Annotated in this window: 16 protein-coding genes; 12 read left to right on the top strand and 4 right to left on the bottom strand. The window is 69.4% G+C overall.

What is annotated here, in order from left to right; translation table 11 throughout:
- Nucleotides 1-199: 199 nt before the first annotated feature.
- On the bottom strand, nucleotides 200-1,783 hold the full coding sequence (locus AC0Z36_RS25050) for a B12-binding domain-containing radical SAM protein (protein ID WP_485465306.1): 1,584 nt from the start codon (nucleotides 1,781-1,783) through the stop codon (nucleotides 200-202).
- 29 nt (nucleotides 1,784-1,812) lie between these two features.
- Nucleotides 1,813-2,391 carry a helix-turn-helix domain-containing protein gene (locus AC0Z36_RS25045; protein ID WP_485465305.1) on the bottom strand — a complete coding sequence of 193 codons (579 nt, stop codon included), beginning with the start codon at nucleotides 2,389-2,391 and terminating at the stop codon, nucleotides 1,813-1,815.
- Between the two features lie 151 nt (nucleotides 2,392-2,542).
- Between AC0Z36_RS25045 and AC0Z36_RS25040 the strand changes: the two genes are divergently transcribed.
- From AC0Z36_RS25040 to AC0Z36_RS25020, 5 genes are all read left to right on the top strand, one after another.
- Entirely contained in the window at nucleotides 2,543-3,553 is a 1,011-nt protein-coding gene (locus tag AC0Z36_RS25040; RefSeq protein WP_485465304.1) for an EamA family transporter, read from the top strand.
- 77 nt (nucleotides 3,554-3,630) lie between these two features.
- The gene (locus AC0Z36_RS25035) at nucleotides 3,631-3,972 is read left to right on the top strand and encodes an ArsR/SmtB family transcription factor (protein WP_485465303.1); all 342 of its coding nucleotides are present in this window, start codon (nucleotides 3,631-3,633) and stop codon (nucleotides 3,970-3,972) included.
- 72 nt (nucleotides 3,973-4,044) lie between these two features.
- Nucleotides 4,045-4,746 (top strand): 2-phosphosulfolactate phosphatase, encoded by a 702-nt coding sequence (locus AC0Z36_RS25030; RefSeq protein WP_485465302.1) that lies wholly within the window; start codon nucleotides 4,045-4,047, stop codon nucleotides 4,744-4,746.
- A 365-nt stretch (nucleotides 4,747-5,111) separates the two neighbouring features.
- Nucleotides 5,112-5,888, top strand: a complete 777-nt coding sequence (locus AC0Z36_RS25025) for a CAP domain-containing protein (RefSeq protein WP_485465301.1) — start codon at nucleotides 5,112-5,114, stop codon at nucleotides 5,886-5,888.
- A gap of 179 nt (nucleotides 5,889-6,067) precedes the next feature.
- Nucleotides 6,068-7,753 (top strand): sigma-70 family RNA polymerase sigma factor, encoded by a 1,686-nt coding sequence (locus tag AC0Z36_RS25020; RefSeq protein WP_485465300.1) that lies wholly within the window; start codon nucleotides 6,068-6,070, stop codon nucleotides 7,751-7,753.
- A 406-nt stretch (nucleotides 7,754-8,159) separates the two neighbouring features.
- Here AC0Z36_RS25020 and AC0Z36_RS25015 read toward each other — a convergent pair whose 3' ends face one another.
- Nucleotides 8,160-8,708, bottom strand: a complete 549-nt coding sequence (locus AC0Z36_RS25015; RefSeq protein WP_485465299.1) for a GNAT family N-acetyltransferase — start codon at nucleotides 8,706-8,708, stop codon at nucleotides 8,160-8,162.
- 224 nt (nucleotides 8,709-8,932) lie between these two features.
- On the opposite strand from AC0Z36_RS25015, the gene AC0Z36_RS25010 reads away from it, so the two are divergent.
- The 4 genes from AC0Z36_RS25010 to AC0Z36_RS24995 all read left to right on the top strand — a co-directional run bounded on the left by AC0Z36_RS25010 (nucleotide 8,933) and on the right by AC0Z36_RS24995 (nucleotide 12,584).
- A complete protein-coding gene (locus AC0Z36_RS25010; protein WP_485465298.1) occupies nucleotides 8,933-9,085 on the top strand; it encodes a hypothetical protein in 153 nt (50 codons plus the stop codon).
- A 246-nt stretch (nucleotides 9,086-9,331) separates the two neighbouring features.
- Nucleotides 9,332-10,528 (top strand): PP2C family protein-serine/threonine phosphatase, encoded by a 1,197-nt coding sequence (locus AC0Z36_RS25005; RefSeq protein ID WP_485465297.1) that lies wholly within the window; start codon nucleotides 9,332-9,334, stop codon nucleotides 10,526-10,528.
- Nucleotides 10,525-12,141, top strand: a complete 1,617-nt coding sequence (locus tag AC0Z36_RS25000) for a sensor histidine kinase (RefSeq protein ID WP_485465296.1) — start codon at nucleotides 10,525-10,527, stop codon at nucleotides 12,139-12,141. Before AC0Z36_RS25005 ends, AC0Z36_RS25000 begins: the two co-directional genes overlap by 4 nt.
- Nucleotides 12,138-12,584 carry a response regulator gene (locus AC0Z36_RS24995; RefSeq protein WP_485465295.1) on the top strand — a complete coding sequence of 149 codons (447 nt, stop codon included), beginning with the start codon at nucleotides 12,138-12,140 and terminating at the stop codon, nucleotides 12,582-12,584. Before AC0Z36_RS25000 ends, AC0Z36_RS24995 begins: the two co-directional genes overlap by 4 nt.
- A 47-nt stretch (nucleotides 12,585-12,631) precedes the next feature.
- Here the strand turns inward: AC0Z36_RS24995 and AC0Z36_RS24990 are convergent, their stop codons facing one another.
- Nucleotides 12,632-13,045, bottom strand: coding sequence for an organic hydroperoxide resistance protein (locus AC0Z36_RS24990; RefSeq protein ID WP_485465294.1), 414 nt, complete (start codon nucleotides 13,043-13,045; stop codon nucleotides 12,632-12,634).
- A 119-nt stretch (nucleotides 13,046-13,164) separates the two neighbouring features.
- Between AC0Z36_RS24990 and AC0Z36_RS24985 the strand changes: the two genes are divergently transcribed.
- The 3 genes from AC0Z36_RS24985 (at nucleotide 13,165) to AC0Z36_RS24975 (ending at nucleotide 15,844) form a co-directional block, all read left to right on the top strand.
- The gene (locus tag AC0Z36_RS24985) at nucleotides 13,165-13,644 is read left to right on the top strand and encodes a MarR family winged helix-turn-helix transcriptional regulator (RefSeq protein WP_485465293.1); all 480 of its coding nucleotides are present in this window, start codon (nucleotides 13,165-13,167) and stop codon (nucleotides 13,642-13,644) included.
- Nucleotides 13,645-14,597: 953 nt separating this feature from the next.
- Nucleotides 14,598-15,563, top strand: coding sequence for a MauE/DoxX family redox-associated membrane protein (locus tag AC0Z36_RS24980; RefSeq protein ID WP_485465292.1), 966 nt, complete (start codon nucleotides 14,598-14,600; stop codon nucleotides 15,561-15,563).
- The gene (locus tag AC0Z36_RS24975) at nucleotides 15,560-15,844 is read left to right on the top strand and encodes a chitin binding peritrophin-A domain-containing protein (RefSeq protein ID WP_485465291.1); all 285 of its coding nucleotides are present in this window, start codon (nucleotides 15,560-15,562) and stop codon (nucleotides 15,842-15,844) included. Before AC0Z36_RS24980 ends, AC0Z36_RS24975 begins: the two co-directional genes overlap by 4 nt.
- The last annotated feature ends 245 nt before the right edge of the window (nucleotides 15,845-16,089 follow it).

Genomic DNA, 16,089 nt, shown 5'->3' with positions numbered 1-16,089 from the left:
GGTCGAACTGCTGCAGCACGCCCTTGGTCATGCCGTAGGACAGCGCGGATGCGAGCACCTCCGCCGACGGGCAGGATCTGTGGGGGCATGCCCAAGCCGGACGGCCGGACCCGGCAGGAGGCCTGCGTCGCACCGGGGAGGACTCCGCCCGACGACACCGCCCGGTACGCCGGGGTCACCGTCGGGCAGGTCCGGCCGCTCACTCGCCGACGGTGACCCCCGCCCCCTTCGCGTACTCCCGCAACCCGCCCCGCGCCACCGCCAGGTCCGCCAGCGTCAGCCCGGGCATCACCGCGTCGACGTAGTCGCCCATCGCCGCCTCCCGGTCGATGACGTCCCGCGGCGCCCAGTGCCCGGCGATGTCGCGTCGCGCGGACTCCACGGGCAACTCCAGACCCAGGCGCAGCCCCGCGGCGGAAGCCGTCTCCGGCTCCGTCAGGTAGCGGTAGTCCATCGAGCCCGGTTCCGGCGACAGCACCTCCACGTCCAGCGACGCGATCGCCCCGCGCCCGGCGTCGACCAGGGCACGCATCGACGCCAGATTGTCCGCCAGGAGGTCAGGTGTCATACCTATGTGTCCGATGACAAAGCCGACCTTGAGGAGGAGCCCCTGGTCGCGGGCCGTGCGCATCGCCTGGACGTTGTGCTCGAACATCCGCTCGGCACGGTAGGCCGGGTCGCCGCCCTTGAGCGGCGACAGCGGCTTGTTCATCGCGGCCAGCGAGATCGGCGATCCGGCGTCGAGGCCCACCATCAGCTGCCGTACGCCGATGTCCCGCAGGGCCTGCGCGCGCCGCGGGTCGGACAGGCCGTCGGCGCGGGCGTAGCCGACCAGGACCGGGCGTTCGTCCTCACTCAGGGCCGTCCACCAGTCGGGCTTGTCCTCGCGCATGCCGCGCAGCAGGTTGCCGAAGGTCAGCGGGAGTTCGTCGGCGGTGAGGTAGAGGTAGTCGAAGCCGTTGCGGTGCGCCTGCTCGATGGTGCGCCAGGCGGCCTGCGGGCCTTCGACGGCGTTCTTCCACATGCCCCCGAACTGGATCGAGCAGAACGAACAGGCGTCGTTGCGGCGGAACTTGATGCAGCCGCGGCCGATCTCGACCGGCATCCCGGCGTTCAGTTTCACGCCGAGCATGTCGTGCAGCCTGGGGGAAACCCGCGACTGGAAGTTGTCCCGGTAGTGCGTGCCGTGCTCGAACACTTCGTCGACGAGGTCGTAGCGCAGTTCGGTGAAAAGCGGTTCGGGTGCCTGCGCGACGGTGCGTATCGCCCCGTCCTCCCACACGGCCATGCCCGGGTAAGACGAGACGTCTCGTAGCTGTCCGCGGTGGAGGTCGTCGATGAGCGTCCGGAACGGGCCGATGACCTCGTTGCCGCCAAAGCCGAAGTCGATGAGGTCGTGGTTGTGCGTCAGGCACTGGGTGGTCAGCGCGCTGAAGTGGTCGTTTCCGACGACGGTACGGATCGCGGGCCGGACGGCCTTGGCGTGCGCGAGGATCGCCAGCCCCGCCTCATACGTGGCGGTCAGCGCGCTGACGCACACGGCGAGCAGGTCACCGGCGTTGTCCTCGATGTACCGCAGGACCGTAGGCCAGGGGACCACGGTCCCGTCGAGGTAGACGGGCGTGATCCCCGGCACGGCGGTCAGCGCGGAGGCGAGCGTCAGGGCCCCCAGGTGCGGGAAATCGGACCAGTCCGTGTGGTCTTCGGGGCGGGTGACCGTACAGGTCGCTCCGTCCAGGACCGTGTTGGAGTTGGGCGGGTTCACGACGAGCACCTGCGGCATGACACGTACTCCTTCTCAGTTCTGTGCTGTCAGGGGAGTGCGACCTCGGGCTGGGTGACGGCCATGACAAAACGGACCGTCTCGTCTCCGTCGTTGCGGTAGGCGTGGGCGGTGTCCGCGGCGAAGACCGCCGCGTCGCGTACGCCCAGGTCGATGTCCTCGGCCCCCACGCTCAGCGTCAGCCGTCCGGCGAGGACGTAGACGATCTCGCGGCTGCCGGGACTGTGCGCCTCGCCCGCGTAGCCGTCGCCCGGAGCGAGGTCCCAGTCCCACATCTCCAGCGCGGTCGGCAGTTCGGAACCGACCAGGAGTCGTCCCGCACTGCCCGGCTTCCCCAGCCAGAGGTCTGTGGCGTCACCGTTTTTGACCACCCGTACGGACGGGGTGTTGGTCGTCTCGACCAGTTGCGCCAGGGAGACGCCCAGCGCGTCGGCAAGGCGGCACAGCGTGGCGATGCTCGGATTGGTGCGCACCTGTTCGATCTGGACGAGCATTCCCTTGCTGACCGCGGCGCGGGCCGCGAGCGTGTCGAGGGTCCAGCCGCGTGCCGTACGCATCGTCCGGACGTTCTGAGCGATGACCCGGTTTGCGGTGTCTGCTCTGTTCACTCTGGTCCTTCCCGCTCCTCTAGTGCACTGTGGTGCACCGGGAGTGCTACTACAGTGACCTTATTGATCGTCAGATTGCTCTGTCCAGGTCATCGTATTGATCCGTCATGAACTGGCGCGAAATATCCGGTGCCCGCCGGGGAGGAGAGCTGTGATCGTCTTTCTGGGAGTGCTCTCCAGCGTGCTGTGGGGCAGCGCGGACTTCGTCGGCGGGAAACTGTCCCGCCGCCTGCCCACCTACCAGGTCATCTTCGTCGCGCAGTCCGCCGCGCTGGCCGGCATGCTGACCATCGTGATGGCCGGTCACCCCGGCGACTGGGACACCGGCGCCCTGGGCTGGGGTGCGGTCGCCGGGGCGGCCGGAGTCGTCGCGCTCGGCGCGTTCTACCGCGCGCTGGCCATCGGCCGGATGGCCGTCGTCGCACCCATCGCCGCCACCTCGGTGGCGATCCCCGTGCTGTACGGAGTGTTGCGCGGCCAGGTCCCCGCACCCCTCCAGTTCGGCGGGCTGCTGCTCGCCGCCGTGGGCACGGTCCTGGCTGTGGCACCGGAACTGCGCACCGGGAGTCGCGCGGAACCGGCTGAAAACCGTACGAAATCCTTTGCTGTTTCCGGCCAGACCGCGGTCCGGACCGCAGGCCGGGCTACCGGACAGACCACCGGCCTGACGACAGACCACAGCACAGACCAGACCACCGACCCGTCGGCAGCGGGTCAGAAAACCCCCGCCTCCCCGGCACGTCGCGCCGCCGGGCTCGCCGCGATCGCCGCCGTCGGCTTCGGCGTCGTCCTCATCGCCATCGCGATGGGCAGCGACCACCACGTCACCCAGACGCTGCTGGGCCAACGCCTGGCGTACGTAGGGCTCATCGCCGCCATCCTCATCGTCACCCAGCGCGGCGAAGCGTCCGAGGCCCCCGGCTGGACCACCACCCAGACCGTGTGCGCCCTGGCGATCGGCGCCGGGGACATGGTCGCGAACCTCCTCTACGCCTTTACGACGCAGAGCGGCCTGCTACCGGTGGTCTCCGTGCTCGCGTCCCTCTATCCCGTCGTCACCGCCGCGCTCGCCGGATGGATCGACAAGGAACGCCTGAACACCGCGCAACTGTTCGGCATCGGCGGCACGTTCGTCGGGGTGGTGTTGATGGGGGTGGTTTGACGGCCTTTTCGCGTACGGTTTTCAGCTGCGCCGGCGGTCGCTCCACGGTCGTTCAAGCGGGAATGAGGCTGAGGACCGTGCCGGTTCCGTTGTACCAAGCGAAGGCGGAGTTCTTCCGGATGCTCGGGCACCCGGTCCGCATCCGCGTCCTCGAACTGCTCCAGGACGGACCGAAGCCGGTCCGCGACCTGCTCGCGGCCATCGAGGTCGAACCGTCGAACCTCTCCCAGCAACTCGCGGTGCTCCGGCGCTCGGGCATCGTCATCTCCGAACGGGACGGCTCGACGGTGGTCTACCGGCTGGCGGGCGGCGACGTCGCGGACCTGATGCGGGCCGCGCGGCGGATCCTCACCGACCTGCTCGCCGGGCAGCGCCAACTCCTGGCCGAACTACGCGAGGCGGAAGCCGCCGCCTTGTGAAGTCCCGTACCGTCGAGGTGACACAGAGCACTGCCCGGACGCTTCGGGTCGGGCATACGTGATCATGACCGGATGAACACTCGTTTCGTTGGATTCGCTGAGCTGGTTGAAGCCCCGTCCGTGGCGGTCGTAGTCGACGTCATGCGTGCGTTCACGGTGGCCGCCTGGGCCTTCGCCCAGGGGGCGGAAAAGATCGTTCTTGCTGAGTCGCTGGACGCAGCCCTGGCGCTCAAGGCTCGCCACCCGGATTGGGCGGCGCTCAAGGACGGTCCGCCCGCGCCCGGGTTCGACACCGTCAACTCGCCGGGCCTGCTGCGGTCTATCGACCTTGGCGGACGGACCGTTGTGCAGAAGACCACGGCAGGGACGGTCGGCGCGCTTGCGGTCAAGGAGGCGTCGCTGGTGCTGTGCGCCAGCTTCGTGGTGGCGGAAGCAACGGCCCGGCTCTTGCGGACACGCGAGTGCGACAGTGTCACGTTCGTGGTCACTGGCGAGGACGGGCACGCCGATGAAGATCTGGCGTGCGCTCAATACATCGCTCGCAGGGCCACCGGGGCTGGGACGGATGCAGCTGAGTTCCTCCGCCGCGCGGGCGAGTCGCGCGCCGCCGCCGAGCTGGCGCAGGGTGTGCGTCAAGGAGTCCACCCCGATGACGTCGCACTCTGTCTTGAGCTCGACCGGTTCCCCTTTGCCATGGTGGCGACCTTGGAAGACTCACTCATGGTCCTCCGTCCGTGCGCCGTGCCTTCGCTGACCGACGAGGCTTCGATCTGATCGCTGGTGAGGTCCAACTCTCGCCATGCGAGAGCCGACATCCGGTCGGGTATGTGGCATCAGCTGTATGTCCCGATGACGGTGGTTCGGGGTGGCGGCAGGCGACTGACCCGAGTGGTGGCCCTGGAAAATCTGTTCGAAGTTTTTTGGGGCTTTCTGTTATCCCCCTGTCTTGAATCGGTCTCCTTAGTGTCGGCCCGCAACGGGCCGCCATCGTCGGGAGAGGCAAACCAGTGGACAACGGGCCTGGAACAGTGGAGCCGTCGGACGGCCACGGGGCGGGTGGCGCCCGGCACCGTACCGGTGCCGGAGGCGGGCGGCGGGGACAGCGGCGTCGGGCGCCCCGCCGCGGCCCCGTCGTCGGCGTGACGACCGCCGCGGTCACCGCCGCCGCAATCGTCGTGGGCGTCGTCCTGGTGGGCGACTCCGGCGACAGGACCAAGCACGAGAGCGCGGGCCGGACCCGGGCCCCGTCCGGCACCTCAGCGACCGGATCGCCCACGGGACCGGCCTCGACGGACCCGGGCAGCAGTCTGGCCCGGTCCGGACCTGGCGCTGACCAGAGCGCGATACCCGGACTGCCCACCGGACCGCCCACCGGACCGGCGTCCTCGACCGCGGTCCCGACACCGGTCCAGAGCAGTGCGGTGGGCGCCACCCCGTCGGCAAGCCGGACGACCGCCAAGCCCACCCCCCGCACCTCGACTCCGGCTGCGGCGCCGACCAGCAAGCCGACCGTTCCGGCGGCGGACGGAAAAGCCGGGACCTACTCTGCGGACGTCCTCCGGATCGTCAACGTCGAGCGCGGGAAGAACGGCTGCGGGCCGGTCACCGAGAACGCACAGTTGCGTACGGCCGCGCTCAAGCACAGCCAGGACATGGACGCGCGCGACTACTTCTCCCACTCCAGCCCCGAAGGGGAGGGCCCGGGTGACCGCATCACCAAGGCCGGGTACTCGTGGCAGACCTACGGCGAGAACATCGCCTACGGCCAGCAGACCCCCGAAGCCGTCATGACGGCCTGGATGAACAGCCCCGGCCACCGCGCGAACATCCTCAACTGCAACTTCAAGGAGATCGGCATCGGCGTGCACACCGCCCCCGGTGGGCCCTGGTGGACCCAGAACTTCGGCGCCCGGTGACGGTCCGCCGGTGACCGTCCACCGTGGACGGCCTGATCCGGGTGGTCTGTCTCCCGGGAACCCCGGCGTCGAAGCAGGGCCGGGCCTGGAGTTGGCTGGACCCCAACGCACAGGGCGGAGAGTCTCAGGCCACCGGATCCACAAGCACCAGACACCGGACAGGGCAGGTAGGACGGCACATGCACCAGCAGACCCCCGACATGACAGCGCTCGCCGCGGCGGCGCGGTCGGGTGACCCGGAGGCCCGCGACGCCCTGATCGCCGCGGCGCTGCCCCTGGTCTACAACGTCGTCGGCCGGGCCCTCAACGGCCACGCCGACGTCGACGACGTGGTGCAGGAGACGCTGCTGCGCGTGCTCGACCGGCTCGGCGACCTCCGCGACCCGGCCAGCTTCCGGTCCTGGCTGGTGGCCATCGCGATGAACCGGGTACGCGACCGGGCCGCGGGGGAGCGGCAGACGGTGTACGGATTCGACGCCACCTGGGACGTGTCCGACCCCCGCGCGGACTTCGTCGGCCTGACGATCCTCCGCCTCGGCCTGTCCGGCCAGCGCCGTGAGGTCGCCGAGGCCACCCGCTGGCTTGACGAGGACGACCGCTCCCTACTGGCGCTCTGGTGGCTGGAAACCGCAGGTGACCTCTCCCGCAGCGAGCTCACCGACGCGCTGGGCCTGGGCGCGCGGCACACCGCCGTACGCGTCCAGCGGATGAAGACCCAACTCGAGGCCGCCCGCGGTGTGGTGCGCGCGCTGGCGGCGGAGCCGCGCTGCGCCGGGCTGGCCGAGTTGCTCCAGGGGTGGGACGGAAACCCGTCGGGCCTGTGGCGCAAGCGGATAGCCCGGCACGTGCGCGCGTGCGAGTCCTGCGCGGTGTACAGCCGGGACCTGGTCCCGGCGGAACGGCTGCTCGCCGGTCTCCCGATGCTGTTTCCTCTGCCGGGGGGCTCGGCCGCCTTCTCCGGACCGGTCGTCGATCCAACCGGGGCAACCGGAGCAACCGGTCCGGCGGGTCCGGCGGGACCGGCCGAAGGGGTCAGCCCAGTTGACGGGCGCCGTCCCGACGGTGGGTTCGGACCTGACGGTGGGATCCGCCCTGACAGCGGGTCCGGACCTGACGGTACGTTCGGACCTGACAGCGGCGTCCGCCCCGACGGCGGGACCGGCGCGGGCCACGGGACCGGCGCAAGTACTGACACGCCGTCAGTCGCAGCCTCCACCCCGGGCCGTCGCACCCACCCCACCCACCCCGCCCGCACCGGCACCGCGGCCCTGGTGACCCTGGCCGTACTCGCCCTCGCCCTCATCCTCCTGTGGCCCGACGACAAACCGGCCGAAGTCGTCACCGCCCCCTCCAGTCCCGCGACGGCCGCGCCGCTGACACCACCCACTCCCACCGAAGCAGCTTCCGCTGCCGCCACCACGGCCCCGTCGACCGCCACGGCCTCCAGCCCGCCCCCCTCGCCCCGCCCCGCCCGCTCGGCCCCCACCCCGGAAGCGCAACTCCTGGACCTGGTCAACGCGGAGCGCGGGAAGGCCGGATGCGGGCCCGTCCGCGTCGACGCCAACCTCCACACCGCTGCGCAGCGGCACGCCCAGGACATGGCGGCCCGGGGCTTCTTCGACCACACCGACCCGGCCGGCCGGGGCCCCGCCGCCCGGATCACCGCCGCCGGTTACCGCTGGTCCGCGTGGGCGGAGAACCTGCACCAAGGTCCGAAGTCAGCGGCCGCTGTGGTGCAGGGCTGGATGGACGGTGGCATCCATGAGAAGAACCTGCTGGACTGCCGCCTGACGCAGGCGGGCCTGGGCACCGCCACCGGGCCGCACGGGCTGTCGTGGACTCTTGTCCTGGGCAGACCGGTCTGAGTGGGCGTTTGTCGTAGGAGAATTGCCCTTTGTGCCCTAGAAAGTGCCTCGGCAGGTTGAGTGGTCTCGTCCGCTGTACGGTTGGCAAGATTGTCGAGGGTCACCCATCCCAAGGTCACTCATCCCAAGGGGCACTCATCCCAAGGGGCACTCATCCCAAGGGGCACTCATCCCAAGGGGCACCCAGGTGTGGGGCGACAGCGCCTACGGCGGTCAACTGGTCGAATGGGCCCGGGACTTCCCGCGCAGCACGTCGAAGGTCGTGGCGAAGCTGCCCGGTCAGAAGGGCTTCAGGGTCCTGCCAACACCGACACCGACACCAACACCAACACCGATACCGACACCGACCGCAGCCTGACCTGCGGCGATAGCGTGGTCAGGCCAGCTTCGGCACGTGGTTGTAAAGCTACTCGGCCTGAATCGCGTCTGCCGGGACCTCGAAGACGATCTCCAACCCGTCGCGCTCGTTCCCCTGTTCGCCGACGCGCGTGAAGCCGAAGCCCGCGATGGTGGCCAGGGAGGCATTGTTGTCGGATCTGACAGTGGCCCGCACGGTCCTGACAGCGGGTTCGGCGGCGGTCCTGACGAGCAGCGCCGTCAACATGGCGCGGGCATAGCCCTGGCGGCGGTACCCGGGCGCGACGGTGTAGCCGACCTCGACCATGCCGGCCTCGTCCGGCGGCCCGTGGAACCCCGCGTCGCCGACGACGGCCCCGTCCGGCTCGGACACCGCGGCCCGCGCGATCCAGGGCGCGACAGACGGGTCCCCGGCGAGCTGGTCAGCGCGATAGCCGAAGATCCAGCGGGCCCGGTCGCCGACGAAGTATTCGTCAAGGGCGACCCCGGCCTCGGCGCTGCCGCCGGCGAGGTCACCGTCGGCAAGCGCCCGCAGCGCCTTGGCGCTGAGCTCGACGAAGCGGACACGTTTGGGGATGGGGAGAAGTTCGTTAGTCATCGCGGAGATGCTCGCCCGGCACCGGGGGTGCTGTCCACCGCTTTACGGCCTCGGCCTTGTGCCGGAACAGCCAGGGCCGGGCACCCGGCCGGAGTACCCGCGGAGTCCCCGCAGAGGTTCGGCGAACGGGTACTGGATGCCGGCTCCCGCTACGCACCACCCGACGGTCAACCCGGGACTGTCCGGCAGTCTTACGGTCGGCACCCCGGGCAGAGGACCCCACCGTGCGCATCGGCATCACCGGCCACCGCGGCCTGCCCGCTGACGGCGCCCACCCCGTGCGCGAGCAACTGCCCGCGGCTGTAACCTCCGACGACGCCTGCGGCACGGGGGTCCCCGTACGAATCCGGTGGTCCCGCGGCGCTGTCCGCCGCTGAGCGGACACAAGTCAGGAGAAGCACACCCGCCCCATCCTGAACTCCGCCGCAAAGAGCACCAAATCCAGCCAGGACCCCAGAAAACGCCGCCGCACCCTCTCGCTATGCTTCGTGCGCCCCGACGGCCGTGCGCTCCGTGCGCCCGGCTGACCGGTCGAGTCGGGGTCCTCGGCGACGACGTGCCTTTCAGCAGGAAGATTTCAGACCCGCGCGGAAGACGCCCGCAGTGCGGTAGGAGAGGCAGCAATGGTGACGGAACTCGTGGGGCGTACAGCGGTGCGGGAGCAACTGGGCCCGATACTCCTGGTCGAGGACGACCCGGGGGATGCGCTGTTGGTGGAGGAACTGCTGGCCGACAGTGGCCTGTCCGCCCAACTCCGGTGGGTGCGGTCCCTCGCTGAGGCCCTCCAGGTGCTGGCCGAGCAGGCGCAGCAGTGCGTACTCCTCGACCTGCACCTTCCCGACACCCAAGGGTTCTCGGCGCTGGACGCGGTGCTGGCCATGGCCGGTGACGCCGCGGTGGTGGTGCTGACGGGGATGTCCGAGGAGCAGGCCGGGCTCGCGGCGGTCGGTGCGGGCGCGCAGGACTACCTGGTCAAGGACCTGGTCGACGCCGGACTTCTGGGCCGGGCCGTCAGGTACGCCGTACAGCGTAAACAGACCGAGCTGGCCGCCGGTTCCGTGCAGGTCTCGCGGTTGCGGGCGCAGGAGAACGCACGCCTGGAGCGGGGGCTGCTGCCGGTGCCACTCCTGAAGGACGCGCCCATTTCCGTTGTCGCCCGGTATCTGCCCAGTCGCGCCGCGGCGTTGCTCGGCGGTGACTTCTACGACGTGGTGGAGGCCGACGACGGCACCGTGCACGCGGTCATCGGCGATGTGTCGGGGCACGGTCCGGACGAAGCGGCGCTGGGTGTCTGCCTGCGCATCGCGTGGCGGACGCTGATCCTCAGCGGCATCAGCGGCCCGCACCTGCTGCACCAGCTGGAGCGCATCCTGGTCGCCGAGCGGTCGAGTCCGGAGATCTTCGCGACCGTGCTGTCGGTGGCGATGAACCCGGACCGCTCTTCCGTACGGGTGCTGCGGGCCGGTCACCCCGGGTTGCTCGTACGCTCGCTTTCTTCGGTGGAACTCGCCGAGCCCGTCCACGGGCCGGCCCTCGGGCTGCTGCCCGGGGTGCACTGGCCACAGGGCGACCTGAAACTGCCGCCCGGTGGCGCACTGGTGCTGTTCACCGACGGTCTGTTCGAAGGACGTCTGTCCGAGGACAGTCCCACCCGCCTCGGCGAAGACGGGCTGACGCGGCTCGCCCACCGCCTCATCGGCTTGCCGGGGCCGGTCTTCCTCGACAGTCTGCTCGCCGACGTCGAAGCCGTCACCGTGACGAACAGTCAGTCCGCCGACGACACCGCCGTGGTGCACCTGCAGTGGAACGAGGAACGATGAGCCTTGGTGTGAAGAAGCACAGTCTCACCGTGCAGGGCTGGTTCAACCTGATGGTTGCGGCCATGGTCGTGCTCGTGCTCGTGTGCGCCGGCATCGGCGTCTCGCTGCTCAACCGTACGACGGAAGTGTCCGACCAGCTGACCGACCACATCGCCCCGGCGCGTACGGAGACCTCCCACCTGCAGAGCGCCGCGCTCGATCAGGAAACCGGCGTCCGCGGTTACCTTCTGACCGGCGACAAGCAGTTCCTCCAGCCCTACACCGACGGCCGGGCCGCTGAGGAGACGCACGCCGCACAGTTGACCAAGCTCATCGGTGACCGCCACCTGCTGGCAACCGACCTGGCCAACGTACGGTCCGCTGTCGCGCAATGGCGCGACGCTTTCATCGAACCGATCCTCAACGGCGCCCGGCCGCCCGGCACACCACGCGACCCCGCGCGGAGCAATGCGGCCAAGGAGTCGTTCGACCACATCCGCGCCCTGTTCGACGTCGCCGACGCCCACCTCGACAAGGCCCGGGCCGACACCCGCAACGAGCTCAACCGCGTCGACACGCTGCGTAACTGGACCTTCAGCGCGATGCTCGCCGTCTTCCTGCTGACGGGGGTGATCCTGATCGTGCTGTTGCAGCGGACGGTCGCCAGGCCTCTCGACTCCCTCCGCGTCGCGTCCCGTACGGTGGCCGCCGGGGAATTCGTGCACGAGATCCCCGCCGAGGGACCGGCCGACATCCGCGAGGTCGCCCGGGACGTCGAGGCGATGCGGCGGCGCATGGTCGAGGCGCTGGACGACTCCCGGGACAGTCAGGCCGCACTGGAGACCCAGGCCGAAGAGTTGCGCCGGTCGAACGCCGAACTGGAGCAGTTCGCCTACGTCGCCTCGCACGACCTCCAGGAGCCGCTGCGCAAGATCGCGTCGTTCTGCCAGCTCATCGAGAAGCGGTACGCGGACAAACTGGACGAGCGCGGGGTGCAGTACATCACCTTCGCGGTCGACGGGGCCAAGCGCATGCAGGTGCTGATCAACGACCTGCTGACGTTCTCCCGGGTCGGACGGCAGTACGACGAACGCGAACGCGTCGGGCTCGACCAGTCGGTGGACAAGGCGCTGGCCAACATCGCCGTGGCGGTGGAGGAGTCCGACGCGCAGTTCGAACGCCCGGCGGAACTGCCCGAGGTGACCGGCGACCCGACCTTGTTGATCATGTTGTGGCAGAACCTGATCGGCAACGCCGTCAAGTTCCGGCATCCCGACCGGGCTCCGGCCGTACGGATCGACTGGTCGCCCGAACCGGTGGACGGCAGTTGGCAGTTCTGCGTCGCCGACAACGGCATCGGCATCCCCGCCGAGTTCGCCGACAAGGTGTTCATCATCTTCCAGCGCCTGCACGCCCGGGACGCCTACAGCGGAACCGGGATCGGGCTGGCGATGTGCAAGAAGATCGTGGAGTACCACGGCGGCCGGATCTGGCTCGACACCGAGTACACCGGGGGCACGCGGCTCTGCTTCACGCTGCCCGTCCCCGAGGAACCCGCCGCAGAAGAAGCTGCGGAAGGACCAGCCGGCGCCTCCACCACCGAAGCCGCACCCGCCCTTGGAGGAACCCCGTGACGACGCAATCCCCGCAGCCGATCGAAGTGCTCCTGGTCGAAGACGACCCGGGGGACGAGCTGATGACCCGGGAGGCTTTCGAGGACAACAAGATCGGCAACACGCTGAACGTCGTACGCGACGGCCTGGAGGCGCTGGACTACCTCTACCGCCGCGGCGCGTACACCGGAGTCAACCTCCCGGACCTGATCCTCCTCGACCTGAACCTGCCCAAGTACGACGGCCGGCAGGTCCTGCAGCAGATCAAGTCCGACGACGACCTGAAGCACATCCCCGTGGTCGTCCTCACCACTTCCTCCGCCGAGGAGGACATCCTGCGCAGCTACAAGCTGCACGCGAACGCCTACGTCACCAAGCCGGTGGACATCGACCAGTTCATGGCGGCGATCCGGCGGATCGACGAGTTCTTCGTGACCGTGGTGAAGCTGCCCCGGCGGGGGTGACGTCAGGGGCGGGCGCTGATGACGGGTGCGGCGCTCCGGGGCGGGCGTTACTCGATGACCAGCTCGACCGGGATGTTGCCGCGGGTGGCCCGGGAGTACGGGCAGACCTGGTGCGCCTGCTCGACCAGCTTCCGGCCGACCCCGGCGTCGATGGTGTCCGGCAGTTCCACACGCAGGACCACCGCGAGGTCGAAGCCGCCTTCGCCCTTGCCGATGCTGACCTCGGCGGTCACCGCGACGTCACTGGTGTCGACCTTCGCTTCACGTGCCACCACACCGAGTGCGCTGGCGAAGCACGCCGCGTAGCCGCCCGCGAAGAGCTGCTCGGGGTTGGTGCCCTCGCCGTTGCCGCCCAGCGCGGCCGGCGGGGCCAGCTGTACATCAAGCTTGCCGTCGGAGCTCACGGCCCGCCCTTCGCGGCCGTGGGTGGCGGTGGCGACAGCGGTGTACAGGGCAGTCATGGGAGACCTCTTCTCATCGGTTCGAGCACACGCCGGTAGCCGGGGAGGCTTACGACCTCCCGGCCCCAGAATGACATCACACAATTCGATTGTGCACAACTGAATGTTACGCTGCGCAGATGAACGCGAGCCCTCCCGACGATGAATACCTGCGTCTGGACAACCAGATCTGCTTCGCCCTGAACGCCGCCTCCCGCGCCTTCAACGGGCTCTACCGGGACGCGCTCAAGGGCCTGGGGCTCACCTACCCCCAGTACCTCGTCATGCTCGTGCTCTGGGAGTCCGGCGAACTGCCGGTCAAGACGATCGGCGAACAGCTGCGCCTGGACTCCGGCACCCTGTCGCCCCTGCTCAAGCGCCTCGAAGCCGCCGGCCTCGTACAGCGCGAGCGCAGCCTCAAGGACGAGCGCTCAGTCAGGGCCCGCCCCACCGCGGCCGGGACGGCCCTGCGCGGGAAGGCGTTGCTGATTCCCCATCAGATCGCCGCCGCGACCGGCCTCGCGACCGCCGACATCATCGACCTCCGCGACCGCCTGACCCGGCTGACCGCGGCCATCGACACGTCCGCGGCGGACGACGCACCACTGAACTGCGTCTGACGCAAAGGCTTTGCAGTCCGCTGAACTGCGTCTGACGCAAAGGCTTTGCAGTCCGCTGAACTGCGTCTGACGCAAAGGCTTTGCAGTCCGCGGCGGTCCGACCGACATCGGCCCCCTGCCGGAAAACCCGAATCGCGTACGGTTCGCAGCTGGTCGACCGTCACTCGGTTTTTGACGGTGTCTCAGCAGTTCTCGCCGAAAGAACAACGTTAAAGGATGCCATAGCAGCAGCGGGGACGGGCACCCTTTCGGCACCCGCCCCCGCTGCTATCCGGCACACCCCGCCCATCTCCCGCCGGCCTCCTTCGACCGCTCCCGCTGACGCTGGTGGGCGACGAAGAGACGCTGGACAAGATGGGCGCGGGCGACGATGCCTACTTCCCGCAGGTCCAGAGGTGGCTAGCCTGCGAGCACATCACCGGGCGCGGCTGCCACGCCGACCCGCTGGTGCGGGAGTCGTCTGCGCTGGCGCTGGCGCCGGTCACTGTCGTTCCGCGCCGGTGCCGGTCAGACCCCCGGGTCAGCGAGGTCAGCGGCTGCGCGGCGGTCGGCATCCCCGGCCGGGTCGGGCCGGGTCGGCCTGTCGGGCCCGGCGCATCAACTGCCAGTTCCGAGGGTTCAGGTCGGTGTCGATCACCATCCCTTCTGCCTGTGCCGCCAGCCCACCCGCTGCTCATGATCAACATGTCGGAGTGGCTCATTCAAAGGCTGCCGAAAACACCGATCAGGCCATCGTAGGAGACGGTGTTCTTCGTACCGGGCACCGGATGGTGGGGTCAGGTCCGGCACCGCCGCGGCGGTGCGGGTCGCGTACGGGAGGTCGTCGCCGCGCAGGTGTTCGTCGGTGGCTTGACCCCCTTGCTTCGATTCAAGGCGATAGGTGAAAATCGTCATGTCCGGTGCGCTTGTCGTTAGGAGTGGTCGCTGTTGTCTCGGAGGCCTGTGGTGTTGGTGTGCTGACGGCAGCCGCGGTCTGGCTGGCGCGGCTGGTGGTGGCGGCGGTGTTCGGCTTGGCCGCGTGGGGCAAACTCGCCGACCGCGCCGGGACCCGGCAGGCAGTGGCCGATTTCGGTGTGCCGGTCCGGTTCGTGTCCGCCGCCGCGTGGGCGCTGCCCGTGGCGGAACTGATCGTCGCGGTCGGGGTGCTGCCGCCGACCACCGCCGTAGCCGCAGGGGTGGTGGCGTTGGCGCTGCTGTGCGGGTTCAGCGTGTCGATCGGGGTGCAGTTGCGGCGAGGTCGGCATCCGAGCTGCTCGTGTTTCGGGGCGACGAGCACCGCCCCGATCGGTGGCGTGACGCTGGTCCGCAACGGCGGTATCGCGCTGCTGGTCGCGGCGGCGATGTGGGGCACACACTTTCGACCGGCTGACAGGCTGCCGGTCGGCGACGAGATGGGTATCGCCGCGCTGGTGGCCCTCGCCGTGGTGCAGGTGCGGCAGGCGGTCACCATCGCCGGGCTGCGCCGCGAGGTGATCGAACTGCGCCAGCCGCGGCCCAAGCCCAGCGGTCTGCCCGTCGGCGTCCCGGCACCGGACTTCGACCTGCCCGGCACCGACGGGGGTCGCAGCACGCTGCGGGACCTGTCCGGGGCCGGCCAGTCGGTGGTGTTGATATTTCTGAGCCCGGCATGCGCGCCGTGCCAGGTCGTTGCCCGCGGCCTACCTGAGCGTGCCCACGACCGAGTCACCTTGGTGCCGATCGGCACCGGTGACCTCGACCGGAACAGCACCTGGGCCCGCGCGCACCACATCGATCGGATGCTCGTGCAATCGGGTACTGAGGTCGCGTCCGCCTACCGGCTCCGCGGTACCCCGACCGCGGTGCTGGTTGACTCCGCCGGCCGGATCGCCGCCCCGACCGCCAACGGCCCCACCGAAGTCCTCAACCTCATCACCCTCACCGTCAAGGAGCAGCCATGACCGCACCCGTACGCGAGATCATCGACTTCATCGACTACTACGACTGCACCGGCAAAGACAACGGACAATACGTCCATCCATCCGACTGCACCCGCTTCATCACCTGCAGCAACGGCCACGCCTCCGACTTCAGCTGCCTGCCCTGCGGCGACGACGAGCGGTGCGAGGGCGAGGAATACCTACGCTACAACCCCGACTATGACCCGGAAGGCGCCTGCGACTACCCCGCCAACGTCGAATGCATCACCGACCCGCCGGAAAAGCCCACCTTCTTGAACTAGGCCAAGCGCCGTCGGCTGTGGCCCCGGCCCGAAAACCTCCCATATCCCTTGACCCACCTCCTAGCCGACGGAGCATTCGCTACCCGCCGAAGGCGGCCTGCGTCGAGTTACGTTCAGTCAGCGTGGTCGAGGCGGGTGGCCGCTGTGACAGAGGGTCGGAGGACATACGCGCGAAACCCGCCACTGAGCCAGCGTGAGCGGAGGTTTGTCCGTTTCGGTGACTACGTGGGGTGACGTTCCCGACC

This window comes from Kitasatospora sp. UYEF31 (assembly GCF_057291755.1).
Note: the sequence above shows the minus strand (reverse complement) of the source record. Positions and strands in the feature narration are given on the sequence as shown.